The 21,750-nt window shown below is 67.6% G+C and carries 19 protein-coding genes; 7 read left to right on the forward strand and 12 right to left on the reverse strand.

Annotation, left to right across the window (positions count from 1 at the left end):
• Window positions 1-41: 41 nt before the first annotated feature.
• The 7 genes from ruvA to aspS all read right to left on the reverse strand — a co-directional run bounded on the left by ruvA (window position 42) and on the right by aspS (window position 5,533).
• Window positions 42-635, reverse strand: coding sequence for a Holliday junction branch migration protein RuvA (gene ruvA, locus AC5QAH_RS12575; protein ID WP_010481591.1), 594 nt, complete (start codon window positions 633-635; stop codon window positions 42-44).
• 13 nt (window positions 636-648) lie between these two features.
• Window positions 649-1,170, reverse strand: coding sequence for a crossover junction endodeoxyribonuclease RuvC (gene ruvC / locus AC5QAH_RS12580; protein WP_010481590.1), 522 nt, complete (start codon window positions 1,168-1,170; stop codon window positions 649-651).
• 105 nt (window positions 1,171-1,275) lie between these two features.
• Window positions 1,276-2,007: a YebC/PmpR family DNA-binding transcriptional regulator gene (locus tag AC5QAH_RS12585; RefSeq protein ID WP_010481589.1), complete on the reverse strand. Its 732-nt coding sequence runs from the start codon at window positions 2,005-2,007 to the stop codon at window positions 1,276-1,278.
• 176 nt (window positions 2,008-2,183) lie between these two features.
• Entirely contained in the window at window positions 2,184-2,816 is a 633-nt protein-coding gene (locus tag AC5QAH_RS12590) for an esterase/lipase family protein (RefSeq protein WP_029379762.1), read from the reverse strand.
• Window positions 2,817-2,891: 75 nt separating this feature from the next.
• Window positions 2,892-3,413 (reverse strand): GNAT family N-acetyltransferase, encoded by a 522-nt coding sequence (locus tag AC5QAH_RS12595; protein WP_019337539.1) that lies wholly within the window; start codon window positions 3,411-3,413, stop codon window positions 2,892-2,894.
• A gap of 31 nt (window positions 3,414-3,444) precedes the next feature.
• Window positions 3,445-3,765 (reverse strand): hypothetical protein, encoded by a 321-nt coding sequence (locus AC5QAH_RS12600; RefSeq protein WP_019337538.1) that lies wholly within the window; start codon window positions 3,763-3,765, stop codon window positions 3,445-3,447.
• A gap of 16 nt (window positions 3,766-3,781) precedes the next feature.
• The gene (gene aspS / locus AC5QAH_RS12605) at window positions 3,782-5,533 is read right to left on the reverse strand and encodes an aspartate--tRNA ligase (RefSeq protein ID WP_010481582.1); all 1,752 of its coding nucleotides are present in this window, start codon (window positions 5,531-5,533) and stop codon (window positions 3,782-3,784) included.
• Window positions 5,534-5,692: 159 nt separating this feature from the next.
• Here aspS and AC5QAH_RS12610 point away from each other — a divergent pair, with 159 nt between their 5' ends.
• Window positions 5,693-6,436 carry a DUF3011 domain-containing protein gene (locus AC5QAH_RS12610; protein WP_010481580.1) on the forward strand — a complete coding sequence of 248 codons (744 nt, stop codon included), beginning with the start codon at window positions 5,693-5,695 and terminating at the stop codon, window positions 6,434-6,436.
• A 49-nt stretch (window positions 6,437-6,485) separates the two neighbouring features.
• Here AC5QAH_RS12610 and AC5QAH_RS12615 read toward each other — a convergent pair whose 3' ends face one another.
• The 3 genes from AC5QAH_RS12615 to blaL2 all read right to left on the reverse strand — a co-directional run bounded on the left by AC5QAH_RS12615 (window position 6,486) and on the right by blaL2 (window position 9,394).
• Window positions 6,486-7,127 (reverse strand): hypothetical protein, encoded by a 642-nt coding sequence (locus AC5QAH_RS12615; protein WP_049411100.1) that lies wholly within the window; start codon window positions 7,125-7,127, stop codon window positions 6,486-6,488.
• Window positions 7,128-7,182: 55 nt separating this feature from the next.
• Window positions 7,183-8,397, reverse strand: a complete 1,215-nt coding sequence (locus AC5QAH_RS12620) for a cation:proton antiporter (protein ID WP_010481576.1) — start codon at window positions 8,395-8,397, stop codon at window positions 7,183-7,185.
• Between the two features lie 85 nt (window positions 8,398-8,482).
• Complete coding sequence (gene blaL2 / locus AC5QAH_RS12625; protein WP_049454668.1) at window positions 8,483-9,394, reverse strand: L2 family extended-spectrum class A beta-lactamase; 912 nt, start codon at window positions 9,392-9,394, stop codon at window positions 8,483-8,485.
• 175 nt (window positions 9,395-9,569) lie between these two features.
• On the opposite strand from blaL2, the gene ampR reads away from it, so the two are divergent.
• Window positions 9,570-10,433: a LysR family transcriptional regulator AmpR gene (ampR, locus tag AC5QAH_RS12630; protein WP_010481573.1), complete on the forward strand. Its 864-nt coding sequence runs from the start codon at window positions 9,570-9,572 to the stop codon at window positions 10,431-10,433.
• A 91-nt stretch (window positions 10,434-10,524) separates the two neighbouring features.
• Here ampR and AC5QAH_RS12635 read toward each other — a convergent pair whose 3' ends face one another.
• Entirely contained in the window at window positions 10,525-12,390 is a 1,866-nt protein-coding gene (locus AC5QAH_RS12635; RefSeq protein ID WP_049454667.1) for an ATP-binding cassette domain-containing protein, read from the reverse strand.
• Between the two features lie 334 nt (window positions 12,391-12,724).
• Here AC5QAH_RS12635 and AC5QAH_RS12640 point away from each other — a divergent pair, with 334 nt between their 5' ends.
• Both AC5QAH_RS12640 and ybaL read left to right on the forward strand, forming a co-directional pair.
• A complete protein-coding gene (locus AC5QAH_RS12640) occupies window positions 12,725-15,112 on the forward strand; it encodes a TonB-dependent receptor plug domain-containing protein (RefSeq protein WP_053443412.1) in 2,388 nt (795 codons plus the stop codon).
• Between the two features lie 208 nt (window positions 15,113-15,320).
• Window positions 15,321-17,018 carry a YbaL family putative K(+) efflux transporter gene (gene ybaL, locus AC5QAH_RS12645; RefSeq protein ID WP_043400515.1) on the forward strand — a complete coding sequence of 566 codons (1,698 nt, stop codon included), beginning with the start codon at window positions 15,321-15,323 and terminating at the stop codon, window positions 17,016-17,018.
• Window positions 17,019-17,293: 275 nt separating this feature from the next.
• Here ybaL and AC5QAH_RS12650 read toward each other — a convergent pair whose 3' ends face one another.
• Window positions 17,294-18,580, reverse strand: coding sequence for an O-acetylhomoserine aminocarboxypropyltransferase/cysteine synthase family protein (locus AC5QAH_RS12650; protein ID WP_495232381.1), 1,287 nt, complete (start codon window positions 18,578-18,580; stop codon window positions 17,294-17,296).
• A 182-nt stretch (window positions 18,581-18,762) separates the two neighbouring features.
• Between AC5QAH_RS12650 and AC5QAH_RS12655 the strand changes: the two genes are divergently transcribed.
• The 3 genes from AC5QAH_RS12655 to AC5QAH_RS12665 all read left to right on the forward strand — a co-directional run bounded on the left by AC5QAH_RS12655 (window position 18,763) and on the right by AC5QAH_RS12665 (window position 21,727).
• A complete protein-coding gene (locus AC5QAH_RS12655) occupies window positions 18,763-19,500 on the forward strand; it encodes a winged helix-turn-helix domain-containing protein (RefSeq protein WP_010481563.1) in 738 nt (245 codons plus the stop codon).
• The gene (locus AC5QAH_RS12660; RefSeq protein WP_126560236.1) at window positions 19,497-20,786 is read left to right on the forward strand and encodes an ATP-binding protein; all 1,290 of its coding nucleotides are present in this window, start codon (window positions 19,497-19,499) and stop codon (window positions 20,784-20,786) included. The genes AC5QAH_RS12655 and AC5QAH_RS12660 overlap by 4 nt, the downstream gene beginning before the upstream one ends.
• Window positions 20,787-20,926: 140 nt before the next feature.
• Window positions 20,927-21,727, forward strand: coding sequence for a MipA/OmpV family protein (locus AC5QAH_RS12665; RefSeq protein WP_495232382.1), 801 nt, complete (start codon window positions 20,927-20,929; stop codon window positions 21,725-21,727).
• The last annotated feature ends 23 nt before the right edge of the window (window positions 21,728-21,750 follow it).

Genomic DNA, 21,750 nt, shown 5'->3' on the forward strand with positions numbered 1-21,750 from the left:
TGGCGAAGCTCAGGCGGTGGGTTGGGGGAAAGAAAGGCAGGTCAGCGCAGCGCCGACTGCAGCGCCTTGCGGATCACGGTGGCCACTTCGTCGCCCTCATTGAAGGCGTCGCGGGCCATGCGCGCGGCTTCGGCCGGCTTGTAGCCCAGCTGCTGCAACGCCACGGTCGCATCGGACAGCGGGTCGGCCGGAGCCGGGCCACTGCCGGTGGGCAGCGCGCCGCCGGCACCGAACTGGGCGGCGCGGTCACGCAGCTCCAGCACCATGCGCTCGGCGGTCTTCTTGCCGATGCCCGGAATGCGGGTCAGCGCGGTGATGTCACCGGCCTGGACCATGCGCGCGAACTCCTCGACGGTGACGCCGGACAGCACGGCCAGCGCGATCTTCGCGCCGATGCCACTGACCTTCTGCACGTCGCGGAACAGGCGCCGCTCGCCCTCGCGCAGGAAGCCGTACAGCGAGACGCTGTCTTCCTTCTGCGCGTAATGGGTGTACAGGGTGACCTCGCGGCCGAGCTCGGGCAGGTCATAGAAGGTGCTCATCGGCGCCTCCAGCTCGTAGCCCACTCCGTTCACGTCCACCACCAGCCACGGCGGCGCCTTGTAGGCGACGATGCCGCGCAGTCGACCGATCATTGCGTGCAGCTCCTCATTTGCGGCCCCACGCCTGGCGGGCACTGAGCCCCAGGCGGTTGGCCGTTGCCCTTACGTGGGCATGGGTGATAGCCACCGCCAACGCGTCGGCCGCGTCGGCCTGCAGCTTGGTTTTCAGGTTGAGCATGAGCCCGACCATGTGTTGAACCTGTTGCTTTTCGGCGCCACCACGACCGACCACCGCCAGCTTGATCTCGCTGGCGGCATATTCATGCACCGGCAGGTCGCGCAGCACCACGGCGGAAATCGCCGCGCCACGGGCCTGGCCCAGCTTCAGTGCAGAATCGGGGTTGCGGGCCATGAACACGCGTTCGATGGCCACTTCCTGCGGCTGGTACTCGCGGCACAGGTCGGCCAGGCCCAGCACCAGCAGCTTCATGCGCTGCGGGAAATCGTCGGCGCCCAGCAGCACCAGCGGCTGGTGATGCACGTGGCTGACCTTTCCGGTGGCGTCGACATCAATGATGCCGACCCCGGTCCGCTGCGAACCGGGGTCGATGCCGAGGATGCGGGTCATGCGGCACTCCTGGCGGGGCGGAACGGGAGGCGCTGGCAGGCGTATGGGCTCATGACTGTCCGCGGTGACCGTTCAACGGCCCGCGCCCAGGCCGTCGAAGACGGCTCAGGCGTAGGCGTCGGCGCCGAGTTCGGCGTTGGAGTACACGTCCTGCACGTCGTCCAGGTCTTCCAGCATGTCCAGCAGCTTCTTGACCTGCAGGGCGACGTCGCCTTCGACCTTGATGTCGTTGTCGGCGCGGAAGGTGATCTCGGCGTGGTCGGCGACATGGCCCGCAGCGGTCATTGCATCCTTGACCGCGTTGAACGCGTCAGGGCTGGTGACCACATCGATCGAGCCATCGTCCGGATAGACCACGATGTCATCGGCGCCGGCCTCGATAGCCGCCTCGGTGATGGCTTCCTCGTCGACGCCCGGGGCGAAGCTGAGCACGCCCAGGCGCTTGAACATGAAGGCCACCGAGCCTTCGGTGCCCATGTTGCCGCCGCACTTGCTGAACGCATGGCGGACATCGGCCACGGTGCGCACGCGGTTGTCGGTCAGGCAGTCGACGATCACGGCCACGCCGCCCGGGGCATAGCCCTCGTAGCGGATTTCCTCGTAATCGACGCCTTCCAGTTCACCGGTGGCCTTCTTGATGGCGCGCTCGATCACGTCCTTGGACATGTTCACGGCCAGGCCCTTGTCCATCGCCACGCGCAGGCGCGGGTTGTTGTTGGGGTCGCCTCCACCGCCGCGCGCGGCAACGCCGATCTCACGGATGATCTTGGTGAAAATCTTGCCGCGCTTCGCGTCGGACGCGTTCTTGCGGGCTTCGATGGAGGGGCCTCTACCCATGGGTGCTACCGTCTGGCTGCTTCAGGATCAAGGCGCGGATTCTACCTGATCGGGCGCTGCAACCGTGTCTAGGCCCGTATTGTTGTAGAGCCGAGCCCATGCTCGGCTCAATGGGCCCGACGGAATGCAGCCGAGCATGGGCTCGGCTCTACAGGGCGGCCCTGCCTCCCCTGCCCCTATGCTGCCGCCGCGTCGCGGCTGTGGTCGAACTGGCCGTGGCGCAGGAAATGGGCGGTCTGCCGTGCGGCGTCGGGCGACACCACCAGGCCACTGTGGCTGGTGCGGACCACGCAATGGTCGGCCAGACCCGGCAGGCGCGTCTCAGCCAGGGCCACGGTGCCGTCCGAGGCATCGTCGATGGCCCCCAGCAGGCTGCCCAGCCCATGCGGCACCGAACCGGCGATCAGGCCAACCTCGGCCCTGCCCTGCCAGTCCGGCAGGCCATCCAGCAGCAGGTCGCTGCTGCGCCCCAACGCGAGGCCCCAGCCGTGCTCGGACAACGAACGCGCAGTGCCACTGCCGCGCAGCGGCGAGCCCAGGCAGACCACGCGCTGCACATCCAGCTGCGGCTGGCGGCGCAAGGCCTCCAGCGCCAGCAATCCCCCCAGGCTGTGTCCGACCAGCGACAACGGGCCGGCATCGGTCAGCCGCTCCAGCAGCTGCGGCACGGCCACGTCGGGACCACCGAATACCGAGGAATAGCCGAACGCGTGCACCTGGAAACCACGTGCGCGCAGGCGCCAGGCCAGCGGCCCGACCCAGGCACGGGCATTCCAGATGCCATGCAGCAGCAATACGGGGGGAGTCATGCAAACAGCCTGGCGGTCAGCGGGGCGGGAACGTACGGTGATTGAACACGCGCGCGCAGCAAGCGGCGGTGAACGTCAGGCTGCGCGCGGTGTGCGGCGCAGGATGAATTCAAGATCGTGGGTGTCGCCGACCGGGAACAGATATTCGCCCGCCTTCTCGAATCCATAGCGGGCGTAGAAGCGCTGTGCGCCGAAGTTCTCCGACCACACGCCCAGCCACAGCGTGCGCGGGCCTTCGTGCTCCAGCCAGGCCAGCGCGGTTTCCAGCAGGCGGCTGCCCCAGCCACAGTTCTGCTGGGCCTTGATCAGGTACAGGCGCTTGAGTTCGCCGTCACCGGGTTTCACCTCGGGATGCGGCAGGCCACAGGGGCCGGCGGCGGCATGGCCGACCGCCTCCCCGTCCAGCTCCAGCAGCCACACCGCGTAGTCGGGGTGGGCCAGGATCACGCGCTGGCGCTCGACCGTGTAGGCCTCCTCAAGGAAGGCCTGCAGGTCCTGCGGCGGATACAGATGGCCGAAGGTTTCGGTGAACGTGCGGGCAGCCAGCGCCGACAGGGTCGGCGCGTCGTCCACAGTGGCGCGGCGGATCGAATACATGCAGGAAGTTGACGCCAGGGCGAAGGGCGGGTCAAGCCTTTTCAGGCGATTCCGCTTCTTCTTCCTCGTCCTCTTCCTCGTATTCCTCTTCGTCCTCGTCCTCTTCTTCCTCGCCTTCCTCGTCCTCGTCGTACTCTTCCTCTTCGTCGTCCTCGTAATCCTCGACGCCGAAGTCTTCACCGTCCCAACGGCCTTCGCCGTCGGCGACGAAGGTCAGGGCCATCGCCGCCGGGTTGGTACCCACACGAACCAGCCACCCCCCGAACACGCGTGCACGCTCGGTGACCAGATTGGCCTCGGCGCCTTCATTGCCCAGCTTTTCCCACTCCAGCGAAAACGCGAACTCGGTCATTGCCTGGATCTCCTGATCAGTTGGTCTTGGGGCGAACCTGGATGTGCACTTCGGCCAGCTGCGCGTCGACGATCGGCGACGGCGCGTCGGTCATCAGATCCTGTGCACCGGTGGTCTTCGGGAACGGGATGACGTCGCGGATCGACTCGGTGCCGGCCATCAGCGCGGCGATGCGGTCGATGCCGAAGGCGATGCCACCGTGCGGCGGCGCGCCGTAGTTCAGCGCGTCGAGCAGGAAGCCGAACTTGGCGCGGGCTTCTTCGGCACCGATGCCGAGCAGCTCGAACACTGCGCTCTGCATGTCCGGACGGTGGATACGGATCGAACCACCGCCGATCTCATTGCCGTTGAGCACCATGTCGTAGCCGCGCGAGACGGCGGTACGGGCGTTGGCGCGCAGGTCGGCGATGTCGTCCACGGCCGGTGCGGTGAAGGGGTGATGCAGGGCGACGTAGCGCTGTTCTTCCTCGTCCCACTCGAACATCGGGAAGTCGGTGACCCACAGCGGTGCCCAGCCGTCGGCGACCAGGCCGAAGTCCTTGCCGGCCTTCAGGCGCAGCGCGCCCATGAAGTCGGAGACCTTGTTGTAGCCACCGGCACCGAAGAACACGATGTCGCCGTTGCCGGCACCGACGTGCGCGACCAGCGCAGCGAAGCTTTCCTCGCTGAAGAACTTCTGGATCGGCGAGCTGACTTCGCCGTTGTCGGCGATCTTGATGTAGGCCAGACCCTTGGCACCGTACTTGGCGGCATGCGCGGCGTACTCGTCGATCTGCTTGCGGCTGAGCGCCGCACCGCCCGGGATGCGCAGCGCGGCAACGCGGCCTTCGGCATCGTTGGCCGGGCCGGTGAACACGGCAAATTCGCTGTCCTTGACCAGCTCGGCCACGTCCACCAGTTCCAGCGCGATGCGCAGGTCCGGCTTGTCCGAACCGTAGCGACGCATCGCCTCGGCCCAGGTCATGCGCGGGAAGCTGGCGTCCAGCTGCACGTCCACCACTTCCTTGAAGATGGCGCGGATCATGTCTTCGACGAAGTCCTGCACGTCGCGCTCGCGGACGAAGGCGAATTCCATGTCCAGCTGGGTGAATTCCAGCTGGCGGTCGGCACGCAGGGCTTCGTCGCGGAAGCAGCGCGCGATCTGGTAGTAACGGTCGAAGCCGGCCACCATCAGGATCTGCTTGAACAGCTGCGGGCTCTGCGGCAGGGCGTAGAACTCGCCCGGGTGCATGCGCGCCGGCACCAGGAAGTCGCGGGCGCCTTCCGGGGTGGCCTTGGTCAGGATCGGGGTCTCGATGTCCTGGAAGCCCTTCTCGTCCAGGTGGCGGCGCAGGGCCTGCACCAGCTTGATGCGGGTGCGCTGCATGCGCTGCATCTCCGGGCGGCGCAGGTCCAGGTAGCGGTACTTCAGGCGGGTTTCTTCGCCCGGGTTCTCGTGGGCGTGGAACGGCAGCGGCGCGGCCTTGTTCAGCACGGTGATGGCAGTGGCGATCACTTCCACCTTGCCGGTGCGCATCTTGTCGTTCACCGCGTGGCGGGCACGCACCACGCCTTCCACCTGCAGCACGTCCTCATAGCCGAGCGACGCGGCCACGGCAAACACGTCGGCGTTGTCGACTTCCACGGTCACCTGCACGATGCCTTCATGATCTCGAAGATCGATGAAGCAGACGCCGCCCTGGTTACGGGCCACGTCGGTCCAGCCGGCGAGGGTGACAGTCTGGCCAATCAGGGTCTCATCGACCAGGCCGCAGAAGTGGGTACGCATGGGGGGGAAGCTCCGCTGGAGAACGCCGGCACCGGATGGGGGCCGGAAAGCCTCGTATTCTGCGGCCGAGGCCCCGGCCGGGGCAAATCCGACCAGTCACACCGGCTTGATCGCCCCCCTCCCTATAGTCGGGCACCTGCCACCGTATGGGATGCCGCCATGAAACCGCTGTCCCTGGCCAGCCTGGCCGTAACCCTCAGCCTGGGTGCCCTGGGTACCCTTGCCCTGCCCGCCCCTTCCGCGCATGCGCAGAGCGGCGTGGTCCGCTGCGAAAGCCAGAACAACCGCGAACGGGTCTGCAACACCGGCTGGCGCAATGCGCAGCTGGTGCGCCAGCTGTCCGGCTCGGACTGTGATGAAGGACGAACCTGGGGCAGCCGTAACGGCAGCATCTGGGTCACCAACGGCTGCCGAGCGGAGTTCGTCGAGGCCCGCGGTGGCTGGGGCGGCGGCAATGGCGGTGGCTGGGGCGGCAACAACGGCCGGCCCGGCGAGACCATCCGCTGCGAGAGCCAGAACAACCGTGAGCGCAGCTGCCCGGTCGGCTGGCGCAATGCCCGCCTGGTCCGCCAGCTGTCTGGCAGCCCCTGCAACGAAGGGCGTACCTGGGGCGTGCGCAATGGCGCGGTCTGGGTCAGTGGCGGTTGCCGTGCCGAATTCGCCGAAGCCCGTGGCTGGGGCGGTGGCGGCGGTGGCTGGGGCGGCGGAAACAGCAATTACACGGTGACCTGCAGCAGCAACAACAACCGCTCGCAGACCTGCGACTGGGATGAGCGCCAGGGCCGCCCGGTGCTGCAGCAGCAGCTGTCCGGCAGTGCCTGCCAGGAAGGCCGCAGCTGGGGCTACTCGCGTGGCCAGGTGTGGGTGAGCAACGGCTGCCGGGCACGTTTCGGCACGCGGTGACTGCAGGATCGGGGTCAGAACCCTCCGCAGGAGGGATCCGACCCCGGGATCACGGCGCAGGTGCTTTGTCGTCGCCCCACGGAGCAGGCGGCAGGTCGACCGGCTTGCTCAGATCGAACTGCACGCGGAAGCGGCGGCCGTCCGGGCGCGTCAGCTCGTAGACGAACGTCTGGTCGGGATCGATTTCCATCGCCCAGGTGTTGTGCGTGGAGGCCAGCATGTCGGCGCGGCGGAACATCGCCACCGAATCGGCATCGGCCGGGAACTGCTGGCGCTCGGCAGTGCCCGGCGGCGTGCTGTCGCCACCGTACAGGGTGATCGCGTCGGGGCTGCCGTCTTCGTGGCGATGGTCGTGCTTCAGGCGCAGCCCGTTCGGCGTGCGGATCAGCACCCACGTGCGCGAGTGGTCATCCCCCACGTGGAACGGGATGCGCAGCTCATGCGCCGGATCGGCGCAGCCGCGCACATGCATCACCAGGCGCTGCCCGGCGAACGGGTCCTTCCCTGTCGGCGCCGGCGTGTCCTCCACCACCTTGCCGGCGTAAGCCTGGCCGCAATGCGCGGCGATGGCGGCCATGAAGGCATCGGCCGGTGCGGTCGCCAGATCATGGGCGACCGTGTCGGAGCGCTGCGTACAGGCAGCAAGGCTGAGCAGGAGGACGGAAGCGGTGACGGCGGCAGGCAGTTTCATACCCCAACCCTAACGGCCATGGCCGAAGTGCGCAAACCGCACGCGCAGCATCCGCTCAGCGATCGAGGGCAGATGCCGCCGGCAGTGTTTCTGTGGCTGCCACCGGCGCGGCTTCGCCTTCACCCGCAGGTTCCTGCTCGACCGGATCGACATCGAACGGGGTACGGAACACCAGCGACGGCAGCAGCGTGGTCAACGCCGCATACAGCAACAGCGCGCCGAACAGCACCGCCGGAATCTGGAAGCGCTCGCGCATGATCGCCGCCAGCACCAGGGTGAAGATGAGGGTCGGAGCCAACGCCAGCGAGACCCGCAGGCTGCTGCGGAAGCTCTCGCCGAACATGACCCGGCGCTGCAGCCAGACCACGCCGATGCGCAGCGGCAGCACCACCAGGGTGATCACGATGCCCAGCCCCAGGGCCTCGAAGCTGAGCGCTTCGGCGGGCACCTTGGTGCCGGCGTTGAAGAAGTAGAACGGCACGAAGAACGAGGCGAACAGGCGCAGCGCATGCAGGTTCTCGTGCGAGGCCAGCAACGGCATGCGCTGGTGCAGCAGGCGCGCGACCAGCCCGGCGATGAACGCGCCGACCAGGTAGTACACGCCCAGCAGGTAGGTGATGTAGGCCGCGACCATGCCCACCATCACCAGCAGCGAGAATTCCGAGCCCGGCGCGTGCGGCGCCACCCAACGGCCCAGGCCGATGAACAGCAGCGGCAGGCCGACCATCATCGCCAGCAGGGCCAGGCTGGACAGCGCCATATGCCCCGGATCGCCCGCCTGCAGCACGATGAACAACGCCGCCAGCGCCAGCAGTTCGCCGGCGATGGCCTTGCTGGTCACCCAGAACCGCTCGTCCTCGCTCAGGCCCAGCCGCGACAGCGAATCCATGATGAAACCGGTGGAGGGCGTCAGCAGCGCCAGGGCCAGCAGGCCGGCAGCCTGCCAGGGCAATCCCGCGTAGCGCCAGGCCAGCCAGCCTACGCCGAACAGCGTGCCGGTACGGATCACCAGATGCGCCAGCAGCGGCCACATGCCACGGCGCAGCGCCTGCAGGTCCACTTCCAGGCCGGCGAACAGGAACAGCGAGGAAATCCCCAGCGTGGCCAGCAGGCCGATCACCGCATCGTGGGCCTGGTCGCCCAGCCAGAGCATGCCGATGATGCCGAACAGCAGGCAGGTCAGTGGTGCGGGCAGGCTGAAGCGCTGCAGCGCGCGCGGGATCACCAGCAGCGCGAAGATCAGCAGCAGGTAGATCAACTCATGGCTCATCGGGGTCTTCCGTGGGGTTCGAACGCGCGCAGGATGCGCGCGCCGAACCGATCCGGCAAGCCACGTTTGAATGACCCCGGTTACCTCATCCAATCAGTCGATCGGCGATCCGGCCCACCTGGGCCAGCACCAGGGCGCGCTGCTCATTGCTGATCGCGCCGGCCTGCAGATAGGCGGTCAGCACCCACGGTGCGCCGCCCGCGCGCGGCCACAACACGGCGATGTCGTTGCGCGCGTCCTCGCCATTGCTGCCGGTCTTGTCGCCAACGCGCCAGCGCTTGCCGAGGCCCGCGCGCAGGCAGGCGTCGCCGGTCTCGTTGTCGATCAGCCAGTCGGCCAGCTGCTGCCGCGATGCCGGCTGCAGCGCTTTCCCCAGCACCACACGCTGCAGCGAACCAGCCATCGCCGCCGGTGTGGTGGTGTCGCGCGGGTCGCCTTCGGCGAAGCTGTTCATTTCCGGCTCCAGCCGGTCGCTGCGGCTGACCGCATCACCGCTGGCGCGCAGGAACGCGGTCACCGCCGGCGGGCCACCGACCACGCCGAACAACAGGTTGGCGGCGGTGTTGTCGCTGGTGATGATCGTGGCCCGGCACAGGTCGCGCACGGTCATATCCTTGCCGGCATGACGGCGGGTGACCGGTGCGTGCGAGAGCAGGTCGGCCTCGCGCACCGGTACGCGCCGGTCGAGCAGCGCGGGTGCGCGCTCGGCCTGGCTGAGCACGGTCGCGGCCAGCATGCTCTTGAAGGTGCTGCACATCGGGAAGCGCTCGTCCTGGCGATGGCCGACGCGGCGACTGCTTGCGGTATCGAGCAGGGTCACGCCCAAGCGTCCTGCGCAGGCCTTTTCCAGCGCGGCGAAATCACCGGCGGCGTTGATGGCGGCATCTGTGGGTGCGTTGGCGGCGGCCTTGCCCGCTGCACGTGCCAGCAACGGCAGGGCAAGCGAAGAAGCAACAGCGGCACCACTGAACTGCAGGAATCGGCGACGGGCGAGCATGCGGGGGTTCTCCTGGGGACCGTTCGATTATTGGAACCCACGGCCAGGACGACCAGCGCGAAAATTCAGCACAAGCCATTAGATTTATTGATGTCTATTGCATCAATTCCTGCGATTGGCGGCCTTCCCTGCCCAGGCGTTAGGATCAGCCATCATCCAGGCTCACGACTCGACGATGCTGCATCCCACCCTGCCACTGAACGCGCTGCGCGCCTTCGAGGCCGCCGCCCGCCACCAGAACTTCACCCGTGCCGCGCTGGAGCTGTGTGTCAGCCAGGCCGCGCTGAGCCACCAGATCCGTGGGCTGGAGGACCGGCTCGGCATCCGCCTGTTCCACCGACTGCCTCGCGGCGTGGCGCTCACCGACGAAGGCGCGGCGCTGTATCCGGTGCTCAACGAATCGTTCGAGCGCATCTCCGCCAGCATTGCGCGCTATACCGGCGGGCCGGCCCGTGAAGTGCTGACGCTGGGCGTGGTCGGCACCTTCGCCACCGGCTGGCTGCTGCCACGGCTGGCCGCATTCGAGGCCGCGCACCCGGACATCGAGCTGCGCCTGCAGACCCACAACAACCGCATCGACCTGGCCGGCGAAGGCCTGGACCTGGCCATCCGGTTTGGTGATGGCGATTGGCAGGGCCAGGCCTGCACGGCGATCCTCGACGCGCCGTTCGCGCCGCTGTGCGCGCCGGCACTGGCGCGGCGGCTGAAACAGCCGCGCGACCTGGGCACGCTGCCGCTGCTGCGCTCCTACCGCAGCGACGAATGGCCGCGCTGGTTGCAGGCGGCAGGAGTGAGTGGCGTGGAAGCCCGCGGGCCGGTGTTTGATTCGTCATTGACAGTGGCGATGGCCGCGGTCGGCGGCGCCGGCGTGGCGCTGCTGCCGCTGCGCATGTTCGAGCAGGAGCTGGCCGAAGGTCGCCTGCTGCAGCCGTTCAGCACCACGCTGGAGCTGGGGCGCTACTGGCTGACACGATTGCGCTCGCGCGCCGAGCGTGAACCGGCGAAGCGATTCCGCGAATGGCTGCAGGCGCAGGGATGAAACGCAGGCGACGTGGGTAGCGCCGGGCCATGCCCGGCGGCTTTTGCGATCCGTTGCGCTCGCCGGGCATGGCCCGGCGCTACCCATGGCATCAGGACTCCAGCAGTTCCATCCAGGCCGCTTCGGCCTTTTCAAGCTGCGCGGCGGCGGTTTCGCGGTCACGGCCGATCACCGCCATGCGGGTGGCATCGGCGTAGTTGGCCGGGTCGGCCAACTGGCGGTCCAGCTCGGCCAGCGCGCCTTCCAGCTCGGCTACCTTGGCCTCGGCGGCGGCCAGCTTGTGCGGGTTCACCGGCTTTTTCTGCACTACCTGCGCCACCGGCGCGGTCTTGACCACCACCGGCTCTTCCACCTGCTCCATGCGGGCCTTGGTGCCCTGTGCCTGCGGGCGGGTACGCAGCCACGCGGCGTAGGCATCCAGATCGCCGTCGAACGGCTCGACCACGCCATCAGCCACGCGCCAATAGGTATCGCAGACCAGGCCGATCAGGTGGCGGTCATGCGAGACCATCACGATCGCGCCCTCGAAGGTGGCCAGTGCTTCGGCCAGCGCTTCGCGCATTTCCAGGTCAAGGTGGTTGGTCGGTTCGTCCAGCAGCAGCACGTTCGGCTGCTGCCAGGCGATCAGTGCCAGCGCCAGGCGTGCGCGCTCGCCACCGGAGAAACCATCGACCGGCTCGAACGCGCGGTCGCCCGGGAAATTCCACTTGCCAAGGAAATCGCGGAACGACTGGTTCGGCGCATCCGGGGCGATTTCGCGGAAGTGCTCCATCGGCGACTGGCCTTCGTGCAGCGACTCCACCGTGTGCTGGGCGAAGTAGCCGATCTTCAGGTCGGGATGCGCCATGCGCTCGCCCACGATCGGTGCCAGTTCGCCCACCAGGGTTTTCACCAGGGTGGTTTTACCCGCACCGTTCGGGCCGAGCAGGCCGATGCGCTGGCCCGCTTCCAGGCCGAAGCCGACGTTGTGCAGGATCACCGCATCCTTGCCGTAACCGGCCTCGACGTGGTTCAGGCGAATCAATGAGAACGGCAGCTTGGCCGGCGGCGCGAATTCGATGCGGAACTCGCGCTCGGCACGCACCGCTTCGGTACCGGCCAGCTTGGCCAGGCGCTTCATGCGGCTCTGCGCCTGCGCGGCCTTGCTGGCCTGCGCCTTGAAGCGGTCGATGAAGCTCTGCAGGTGGGCGCGCTCGGCCTGTTCCTTCTCGTGCGCGATCTGCTGCTGGCGCAGCTGTTCGGCGCGCTGGCGCTCGAAGTCGGTGTAGCCGCCCGGGTAGAGCTTGGCGCCGCCACCGTGCAGGTGCAGGGTGTGGGTGGCCACGTTGTCGAGGAACTCGCGGTCATGCGAGATCAGCAGCAGGGTGCCCGGGTACTTCAGCAGCCACTGCTCCAGCCAATACACCGCGTCCAGATCCAGGTGGTTGGTCGGTTCGTCCAGCAGCAGCAGGTCACTGGGCATCATCAGCGCGCGGGCCAGGTTCAGGCGAACGCGCCAGCCGCCGGAGAACGAGGACACCGCGCGATGGTGGGTCTCGGCCGGGAAGCCGAGGCCATGCAGCAGCTTGCCGGCGCGCGCTTCGGCGTCGTAGGCATTGAGCTCGGCCATCTTCGTGTGGGCTTCGGCCACCGCTTCCCAGTCTTCACGGGCGGTGGCCTCGGCCTCGGCGGCCAGCACCGCGGCCACGTCGATGTCGCCGCCCAGCACGAAGCTCAGCGCCGGGTCGGGCAGCGACGGGGTTTCCTGGGCAACGCTGGCGATGCGCACCTTGCCGGGCAGATCGACATCGCCCTTGTCCGCCTCCAGCTCGCCCTTCACCGCCGCGAACAGGCTGGACTTGCCAGCACCGTTGCGGCCGACCACACCCACCCGGTAACCGGCGTGCAGGGTCAGGTCGACATTGGACAACAGCAGCCGCTCGCCGCGGCGCAAGGCGAAATTACGAAGGGAGATCATCGGGGAAGGCGTCCATATAACCGAATGGAATGTGCTGGTGAGCACTGTTCCTGCGACGCAATTCTAGCGTTAACGAATACTTGACGCGCCCCGGGATGCGCAGCGGCCGACGTTTCTCTCTCCCACGTCCTCGCCGCGCGCCTCCCGGGCCCCTCCCCGCAAGCTCCGATCCGGGCTAAATGGTTGCTTCTGCAACGTTTTTCCCGATGACCGGCATTTGACAGCCACTGAATATCCCGTTAATTCCTGCTTTGCGCACCGCAACAACCGCCGTCCGCCTCACCCCCGTGATGTCGATTCCGGTGCCGCCCCCGCCAACCGGAGCCCCATCCCGATGACCCGCAAGACCAGCCTGATCGCCGCCGCCGTCGCTGTCGCACTCGGTGGCTCTCCGTTCGTTGCCGCTGCCCAGCAGGCCGGCACCGCCGCCAACACCCTGGACACGGTGATCGTCACCGGCACCCGCGTGGCCGACCGCACGGTGGCCGAATCGCAATCGCCGATCGACATCATTACCCCCGAAGCACTGCAGTCCACCGGCACCAGCGAACTGGCCACGGCGCTGTCGCGCGCGCTGCCCTCGCTGAACTTCCCGCGCCCGGCCCTGACCGACGGCACCAGCGGCGTGCGCCCGGCGCAGCTGCGCGGCCTGTCGCCGGACCAGGTGCTGGTGCTGGTCAACGGCAAGCGCCGCCATACCTCGGCGATGATCAACGTCAACGGCAGCATCGGCCGTGGCTCGTCCGCCGTGGACATCAACGCGATCCCGATCGCCGCCATCGAGCGCGTGGAAGTGCTGCGTGACGGTGCGTCGGCACAGTACGGCTCGGACGCCATTGCAGGCGTCATCAACATCGTGCTCAAGGGCAGCGGCAGTGGCGGCAGCCTGGCGGTGGACTACGGCCAGTACTCGGCCGGTGACGGCAACAAGTACCAGCTCTCCGGCGATACCGGCGTCGAGTTCGGCAACGGCCGTGGCCGCGTGCACGTGGCCGGCCAGATCAGCCAGCAGGACGAAAGCAACCGCGCCGGCCCATACCGCGGCACCACGCCGAACACCGGTAACTTCCCGAGCATCGGCCAGAAGACCTTCATCGTCGGCGACCCGCGCGTGGATGCGACCGCGGCATCGGCCAACGCGAGCTTCGACTTCAGCGACCACGTGACCGGCTACGCCAGCGCGCTGCTGAGCAACCGCGACATCACCTCGTTCGCGTTCTACCGTTCGCGCAACCACAACGGGCAGAGCGCGCTGCTGGCGCAGACCTACCCGGACGGCTTCGTGCCGGAGATCAACCAGTACTCCAAGGACCGCTCGCTGGTGGCCGGGGTCAAGGGCAACACCGACAACGGCTGGACCTGGGACCTGAGCCTGAACCACGGCGAGAACACTCTGGACTTCCACACCCGCAACAGCATCAACTACAGCCTCGGCGCGACCAGCCCGCGCTCGTTCTACGACGGCACGCTGAAGTACCAGCAGGACATCTTCAATGCCGATCTGACCAAGTCGCTGGACTGGGGCCTGGCCTACCCTGTCACGCTGTCCTTCGGCGGTGAGTACCGCAAGGAGAAGTGGGACCAGAACCCGGGCGAACTGAACTCGTACACCGGCAGCGGCGCGCAGGGCTTCGCGGGCTTCACCCCGACCAATGAAGTGCATGCCGACCGCCACAACTACGCGGTCTATGCAGGCCTGGAAGCGGACCTGACCGAGAAGTTCTCGGCGGGCATCACCGGCCGCTACGAGGACTACTCGGACTTCGGCGACCGCTTCTCCGGCAAGCTGTCGGCGCGCTACGCGTTCACCGACAAGGTCGCGCTGCGCGCTACCGCGTCCAGTGGCTTCCGCGCACCGTCGCTGGCGCAGCAGGGTTACCAGGCCGTCACCAGCCAGTTCCTCAATGGCGTGTTCGTTGAACGCGGCACCTTCCCGACCACCAGCCCGGCCGCGCAGGCGCTGGGCGCCTCGCCGCTGAAGGCCGAGACCTCCACCTCCTACAGCCTGGGCCTGGTGCTGCAGCCGGTGGACCGCCTGTACATCACCGTCGATGCCTACCAGATCGACATCGATGACCGCATCGCGCTGTCGTCCAGCATCACCACCAACGCCGCCACCAGCGCGCTGCTGGGCACCCTCGGCCTGCCGCAGGTGACCGCGTTCTCGTACTTCACCAACGGCCTGGATACGCGCACCCGCGGCGTCGACTTCGTGTCCAGCTACACGGTGCCGTTCAGTGCCAGCAGCCTGGAACTGACCGCCGCCTACAGCTACAACGACACCGAAGTGCGCCGCGTCGGCGGCACCCCGGCGGTGTTTGGCACGCTGGGCCTGACCCAGTCACTGATCGGCCGAGATGAGATCGGCCGCATCGAGGACAGCTACCCGCGCGACAAGGCGATCCTGAGTGGCACCTGGCGTTCGGACCACTGGGAACTGGGCCTGGCCGCAACCCGCTACGGCAAGTTCACCGTGCGCAACTCGGCCACCGCGCTGCGCGACCAGACCTACGGCGATGCCTGGGTGGTGGATGCCTCGGCCAGCTACAAGCCGAGCAGCAACTGGACCCTGACCGTGGGCGCCGACAACCTGCTGGACAAGTACCCGGACCGCACCGAAGACCTGCAGAACTCCACCTTCGGCATGCTGCCGTACAGCAACTACTCGCCGTTCGGCTTCAACGGCGCGTATGTGTACGGGCGGATCAAGTACACTTGGTAAGCGAGGCTCTGGTAGTGCCGGCCGCTGGCCGGCAACCCCGGGCCGCATCTGGAGGAGAGCCCCTTCTTGTTGAAGGGGCGCGCCGAAGGCGGGGGTAGAGGAGAAATGCGTGGGCAAACCCGCCCGCCACGGCACGTGGACGGCGGGTTTGCCGTATCTGGCTTCATCGGTGAAAATCGGGGCATCCCCCGATTGCCTGCGAGTGCCGATGCACCATGACACCGACCTGATCAACATCGTTGCCGTTGGCCTGGGGCTCGCCTTCATCTTCGGCGCGCTGGCCAACAAGCTCCGCTTGTCTCCCCTGGTCGGTTACCTGGTTGCTGGCATCTGCGTAGGCCCGTTCACCCCCGGCTTTGTCGCCGACCAGGCGCTGGCCAACCAGCTGGCCGAACTGGGCGTGATGCTGCTGATGTTCGGTGTCGGCCTGCACTTCTCGCTGAAGGACCTGATGGCGGTAAAGGCCATCGCCATCCCCGGCGCCATCGGCCAGATCGCGGTGGCCACCCTGCTCGGCTGGGGCGTGGCCTCGCTGATGGGCTGGCCGGCCATCCATGGCGTCATCTTCGGTTTCTCGCTGGCCACCGCCAGTACCGTGGTGCTGCTGCGGGCGATGGAGGAACGCCGGCTGCTGGAGACAATGCGCGGCAAGATCGCGGTCGGCTGGCTGATCGTGGAAGACCTGGCCTGCGTGCTGGCACTGGTGATGATGCCGGTGATGGCCGGTGTGTTCGGCCCCGAAGCAGCCAAGGAATCGCACTCGCTGGGCAGCGTGCTGGCCGACATCGGCTGGACCTTCGTGCAGCTGGGCCTGTTCGTGGCGGTGATGCTGGTGGTCGGCCGCCGGGTCATTCCGTGGATCCTGGAGCGTATCGCCGGCACCGGCTCGCGCGAGCTGTTCACCCTGTCGGTGCTGGCGATCGCGCTGGGCGTCGCGTTCGGCTCGGCCATGTTGTTCGGCGTCTCGTTCGCGCTGGGCGCGTTCTTCGCCGGCATGCTGCTCAACGAATCGGAGCTGAGCCACAAGGCCGCGACCGATTCGCTGCCGCTGCGCGATGCGTTCGCGGTGCTGTTCTTCGTCTCGGTCGGCATGCTGTTCGACCCCAACATCCTCGTCCAGCACCCGTGGCAGGTGCTGGCCACGGTGCTGATCATCATGTTCGGCAAGTCGGCCGCCGCATTCTTCATCGTGCGCGCGTTCGGTCACCCGACCAGCACCGCGCTGACCATCTCGGCCAGCCTGGCGCAGATCGGCGAGTTCGCCTTCATCATCGCCGGCCTGGGCGTGGCACTGCAGATCCTGCCGAAGGAAGGCCAGTCGCTGGTGCTGGCCGGTGCGTTGGTATCGATCATGCTCAACCCGCTGGTATTCGGGCTGCTGGACCGTTGGCAGGCCAAGCAGGAGCAGTCACCCCAGGCCGCCGAGCCCGAAGAGGCCACCGGTCCCTCACGTGACCTGCATGACCACGCCATCGTGATTGGTTATGGCCGCGTGGGCAGCGAACTGGCACAGGTGCTGCGCGATCGCGGCGTGCCGGTGCTGGTGATCGATGACAACAAGGAACACGTCGAGGCGGCGCACGCCAAGGGCCTGGCGGCGATCCGCGGCAGTGCGGCGGCCGACCGGGTGCTGGCCGAGGCCCATCCTGAGCGGGCGAAGATTGCGGTGCTGGCGATTCCGCAGCCGCTGGAAGCCGGTGAGGCGCTGGCCAAGCTGCGTGCGATCAACCCGGACCTGACCCTGCTGGCGCGCGCGCACAGCGATGCGGAAGTGAAGCATCTGCTGGAACACGGTGCCGATGGCACGGTGATGGCCGAACGTGAGCTGGCGTACTCGCTGGCGGAGATGATCATGTCCACGCCGCCGTACCGGAATCTGGGGCAGCACAGCATTCCGGTGGTGTGAGGGGTGTGGGTGCGGCAGGGCTTGCAGCCCTGCACCTGCCGAGGCAACGGCAAAAGCAAAGGCTGACTATCCGTGGGATGGCGGGGTGGGTCCCCGCTGCTGTTGGTGGGTGTCGACCTTGGTCGACACGGCGGCAAAAAAAAATCCCCGGTCGACCCGCATCGACCGGGGATCTGGATCGCCACATTGCCACGCCTTGGAGAGGCAGTTCCACCGTAGCGCATCGCGGTGCCGGTGGTGATCGCCTGTAGCGATGACGACCAAGCGCGTAGCTATCAGGCGCCGGCCAGGGCCTGTTCCAGGTCGGCGCGCAGGTCGCCGATGTGCTCGATGCCGATCGACAGCCGCACGGTGTCCTCGCTGACGCCAGCCTTGGCCAGTTCGGCGGCATCCAGCTGGCGATGGGTGGTGGAGGCCGGATGGGTGGCCAGCGACTTCGCATCGCCCAGGTTGACCAGACGGGTGAACAGCTTCAGCGCATCGAGGAAACGTGCACCCGCCTCACGGCCACCGGGCAGGCCGAAGGTCAGTACGCCCGAGCCGTGTCCCCCCAGGTAGCGCTGCGCGGCGGCGTGCTCCGGGTCGTCGGCCAACCCGGCGTAGCGTACCCAGGCCACCTTGTCGTGCGCCTTCAGGTACTGCGCGACGGCCAGTGCATTGGCATTGATGCGCTCCATGCGCAGGGCCAGGGTCTCGATGCCCTGCAGGATCAGGAACGCATTGAACGGCGACAACGCTGCGCCGGTATTCCGCAGCGGCACCACGCGCGCGCGGCCGATATAGGCCGCCGGCCCCAGCGCTTCGGTGTAGACCACGCCGTGGTAGCTGGGGTCGGGCTGGTTGAGTCGGGCGAAACGCTTCGGCTGCGCGGCCCAGTCGAAGCGGCCGGAGTCGATGATCGCGCCGCCGAGGCTGTTGCCGTGGCCGCCCAGGTACTTGGTCAGCGAGTGCACGACGATGTCGGCACCGTGCTCGAACGGGCGCAGCAGGAACGGTGTGGCCACCGTGTTGTCCACGATCAGCGGCACGCCGGCGGCATGCGCGACCTCGGCGATGGCGGCAATGTCGGTGACGTTGCCACGCGGGTTGCCGATCGATTCGACGAACACCGCCTTGGTGCGCTCGTCGATCAGCGCGGCGAACGCGGTCGGATCGGCGGGGTCGGCGAAGCGCGCCTGGATGCCGTACTGCGGCAGCGTATGCGCCAGCAGGTTGAGGCTGCCGCCATACAGCGCGCTGGAGGCGACGATGTTGTCGCCGGCCTCGGCAATGGTCTGGATGGCATAGGTGATCGCGGCCTGTCCCGAGGCCAGCGCCAGTGCGCCGATGCCACCTTCCAGGGCGGCCAGGCGCTGCTCCAGCACGTCGGTGGTGGGATTCATGATGCGCGTGTAGATGTTGCCCGGCACCTTCAGGTCGAACAGGTCGGCCCCGTGCTGGGTGTCATCGAAGGCGTACGCCACCGTCTGGTAGATCGGCACCGCCACCGCGCGGGTGGTCGGATCGGGCCGATAGCCGCCATGCACGGCCAGGGTTTCCAGTTGCCACTGCGGGTCGCTCATTGCACCAGGCTCCATCCGGGGAAACCGCCACCATAGGCCAGCCGGGGCGTGCCACTGAGAGCCGCTGGCGATGACGTCCGTACCGCCGGTTATCAGGTTGGCCGCGATTCAGGCAGCCGTCATGGGCCGTTGCTAGGCTTCGCCGCCGGGCGCTCCTGCCCGGGCACGGAGGCCCCACGCGCATGCAGCCATCCCCTTGGACACCCACCGCCAACGGTACCCCGACCCAGGTCTTGTTGGTGGAAGACGATCGCCGCCTGGCCGAACTGGTCAGCGACTACCTGCACGAGCATGGCTTTGCCGTGCAGCACGTCGCCCGTGGCGACCTGGCCGGCGCGGCCTGCCGCCAGCATGCGCCGGAACTGGTGGTGCTGGACCTGATGCTGCCCGGCCTCGGCGGCATCGACGTGTGCCGGCAGATCCGCAGCTTCTCCGACGTGCCGATCCTGATGCTGACCGCGTGCGAGGACGACATCGAGCAGGTACTGGGCCTGGAATCCGGCGCCGACGACTATGTGCACAAGCCGATCGAACCGCGCCTGCTGCTGGCGCGCCTGCGCGCGCTGCTGCGCCGCCGCCACGGCAGCAGCAACACTGGCACGCCCTGCCGGCTGATGCATGGTGAACTGCTGATCGACCGCATGCAGCGCGAGGTGCATCTGCATGGCCAGCCGGTAGACATGGGCACCACCGAATTCGAGATCCTGTGGCTGCTGGCCAGCCAGCCGGGGCAGATCCTGTCGCGCGACCAGATCCTGCAGGCGGTGCGCGGCATCGGCTTCGACGGCCTGGACCGTAGTGTCGATGTCAGCATCGGCAAGCTGCGCCGCAAGCTGGGTGATGACGCGCGCGAACCGCGGCGGATCAAGACCGTGTGGGGCCGCGGCTACCAGTTCAACCCGTCGGCCTGGACCGCATGAAGCGGCTGTTCCTGTGGCTGTGGTTCGTCACTGGTGCCTGCTTCCTGGTGTCGGTGTTTTTCCTCAACCACATCCTGGACGGCATCTACACGCCTGTGCAGGATCGCGTGTTCGTCGAGCAAGTGCGCGGGCAGGTGTACGCCCTGCGCAGTGGCCTGGCCGGCCTGGACGCCGGCCAGCAGCGTGAGCGCCTGCAGCAGTGGCAGCCACACTACGGCATCGCGCTGACCCTGCTCGACAGTCCGCCCGCGCTCGACCCACAGGAACAGGCAGCCGTGCAGGCCGATGGCTTCATCGTGCGCGATCAATACCAGCAGGTCCTGCTGCCCATCGAAGGCATCGGAGGCCGCTGGCTGCACCTGCGCCTGCCTGGCGCGGTGCAGATGACGACGTACATGACAATCGCGGCATACCTCAGCATCCTGCTGCTGGTCGGCGCCAGCCTGTACGCCTGGGTGCGCCTGCTCTGGCGCGATCTTGAAGCGCTGCGCCTGCACGCCGACCGCATCGGTGCCGGTGATCTGCAAGCGCGCGCACAGGTCTCGCCGCGCTCGCAGATCCGGGTCATCGTCGAACATTCCAACCGCATGGCGGCGCGCGTAGCCGAACTGGTCCAGCGCCAACGCGACCTGACCCATGCGATCTCGCACGAACTGCGCACGCCGATCGCGCGCGTGGCCTTCGGCCTGGACCTGATGCAGGACAGTGATGATCGCGAACGCCGCGAACGGCTGGCACAGGGCCTGCACGGCGACCTGGCCGAACTGAACCGGCTGGTCAGCGAACTGCTGGCTTATGAGCGCCTTGAGCATCCCAGCGAAGGCGAGCCGATGCAGCGCATCGAAGCCGACGACTGGCTGCAGGCCTGTCTGGCCGATGCACGCCGTGATGCCGAACGCGGCGGCGTGGTCCTGCGCGTGCAGCCCAGTGCGTTGCCACGGGTGGATGCCGAGCCGCGCCTGCTGCAGCTGGCACTGAGCAATCTGGTGGGCAATGCGCTGCGCCACACGCATTCGCAGGTGGAAGTCTCGCTGGTCGGCGTCGGCGGCCGGGCCTGCCTGCGTGTGGATGACGACGGCCCCGGCATCGCCGAAGCCGATCGCGAGAAGGTGATGCGTCCATTCACCCGCCTGGACGACAGCCGCAGCCGCGACACCGGCGGCTTCGGCCTGGGCCTGGCCATTGTCAGCCGCATCGCCGCCCGCCACGGTGGCGAGCTGCGCATCAGCCGCGCCACGCTGGGCGGCGCGCGCCTGGAAATGCACTGGCCGCTGGCTGCCAGCTGAACGCCCACGGGCACGATTACAGTTGATTACAACTCCCGCACAACTGCGGACGGATCGGTCGCCGGCGTATCGCCACGCTAACGACCCTGCAGCACTCGCCGGATGCGCGCGCTGCCTTCCTCCCATTGTCGAGAGTTTCCATGTCCCAGCTTCGCCGTTCCCCTGCCCTGCTCTGCCTGGCCCTGTTGCCGCTGTTCGCCGCACCGATCGCCCACGCCAAGGATGACCACTGGACCTTCGAGGTCGCTGCCGGCGGTGGCGTGGCACCTCGCTACAGTGGCAGCGAGGAGTATCGTGCAACGCCTTCGCTGTCCTTCGATGTCACCTCGCCAGGGGGCTGGTTTCTGGGCACCAGCGGCATCGGCTGGGGCACGTCCATCGGCGAGCACACGCGCGTGCGTGCCTACGTCGGCGCCAGCGGCATCCGCAAGGAAAAGGACTCCCTGCTCGGTGGTTCGGACTTCCTGCGCGGCATGGGCGATATCGATACCCGTCCCCTGGTCGGCATCTCGGCTGGTTATACGCTGGGCGAAGCCGTGCTGAGCGGTTCCTGGCAGTTCACCCGCAAGGATGAGGACAAGGCCGAGAACGGCCTGGCCACCCAGCAGGTGCACTTGAACCTGACCATGCCGCTGTTCGACCTGGCCGGTGGCGTGGTCAGCGGCAGCGTCTCCACCGACTACGGCAACCGCGGTTACATGCAGACCTGGTACGGCGTCAGTCCGGAACAGGCCGCGCGCACCGGCTTTGCCGAGCACAAGCCGAAGGCCGGCCTGGTCAGCGCCGGTCTCGGCCTGAAGTGGAGCCACCGCGTGGGCCGCAACGGCAACTGGTACATCTCGGCCGAAGGCACGCGCCTGCTCGGCGATGCCGCCGACAGCCCGATCGTGCAGAAGGCGAACCAGTTCGGCTTGATGAGCGGTTATACCCACCGCTTCTGAGTGAGCGCCGGGCATGGCCCGGC

Source organism: Stenotrophomonas sp. YJH_SMC_43 (assembly GCF_059372535.1).

Bases quoted from the DNA above. Each gene is read 5' to 3' on its own strand.
- AC5QAH_RS12665 (WP_495232382.1), top strand. From the start codon at position 20,927: ATGTCCCAGCTTCGCCGTTCCCCTGCCCTGCTCTGCCTGGCCCTGTTG.
- AC5QAH_RS12610 (WP_010481580.1), top strand. From the start codon at position 5,693: ATGAAACCGCTGTCCCTGGCCAGCCTGGCCGTAACCCTCAGCCTGGGT.
- ruvA (WP_010481591.1), bottom strand. From the start codon at position 635: ATGATCGGTCGACTGCGCGGCATCGTCGCCTACAAGGCGCCGCCGTGG.
- AC5QAH_RS12595 (WP_019337539.1), bottom strand. From the start codon at position 3,413: ATGTATTCGATCCGCCGCGCCACTGTGGACGACGCGCCGACCCTGTCG.
- AC5QAH_RS12585 (WP_010481589.1), bottom strand. From the start codon at position 2,007: ATGGGTAGAGGCCCCTCCATCGAAGCCCGCAAGAACGCGTCCGACGCG.
- AC5QAH_RS12640 (WP_053443412.1), top strand. From the start codon at position 12,725: ATGACCCGCAAGACCAGCCTGATCGCCGCCGCCGTCGCTGTCGCACTC.
- AC5QAH_RS12650 (WP_495232381.1), bottom strand. From the start codon at position 18,580: ATGAGCGACCCGCAGTGGCAACTGGAAACCCTGGCCGTGCATGGCGGC.
- AC5QAH_RS12660 (WP_126560236.1), top strand. From the start codon at position 19,497: ATGAAGCGGCTGTTCCTGTGGCTGTGGTTCGTCACTGGTGCCTGCTTC.
- ruvC (WP_010481590.1), bottom strand. From the start codon at position 1,170: ATGACCCGCATCCTCGGCATCGACCCCGGTTCGCAGCGGACCGGGGTC.
- blaL2 (WP_049454668.1), bottom strand. From the start codon at position 9,394: ATGCTCGCCCGTCGCCGATTCCTGCAGTTCAGTGGTGCCGCTGTTGCT.
- AC5QAH_RS12590 (WP_029379762.1), bottom strand. From the start codon at position 2,816: ATGACTCCCCCCGTATTGCTGCTGCATGGCATCTGGAATGCCCGTGCC.
- ybaL (WP_043400515.1), top strand. From the start codon at position 15,321: ATGCACCATGACACCGACCTGATCAACATCGTTGCCGTTGGCCTGGGG.
- ampR (WP_010481573.1), top strand. From the start codon at position 9,570: ATGCTGCATCCCACCCTGCCACTGAACGCGCTGCGCGCCTTCGAGGCC.
- AC5QAH_RS12635 (WP_049454667.1), bottom strand. From the start codon at position 12,390: ATGATCTCCCTTCGTAATTTCGCCTTGCGCCGCGGCGAGCGGCTGCTG.
- aspS (WP_010481582.1), bottom strand. From the start codon at position 5,533: ATGCGTACCCACTTCTGCGGCCTGGTCGATGAGACCCTGATTGGCCAG.
- AC5QAH_RS12620 (WP_010481576.1), bottom strand. From the start codon at position 8,397: ATGAGCCATGAGTTGATCTACCTGCTGCTGATCTTCGCGCTGCTGGTG.
- AC5QAH_RS12600 (WP_019337538.1), bottom strand. From the start codon at position 3,765: ATGACCGAGTTCGCGTTTTCGCTGGAGTGGGAAAAGCTGGGCAATGAA.
- AC5QAH_RS12615 (WP_049411100.1), bottom strand. From the start codon at position 7,127: ATGAAACTGCCTGCCGCCGTCACCGCTTCCGTCCTCCTGCTCAGCCTT.
- AC5QAH_RS12655 (WP_010481563.1), top strand. From the start codon at position 18,763: ATGCAGCCATCCCCTTGGACACCCACCGCCAACGGTACCCCGACCCAG.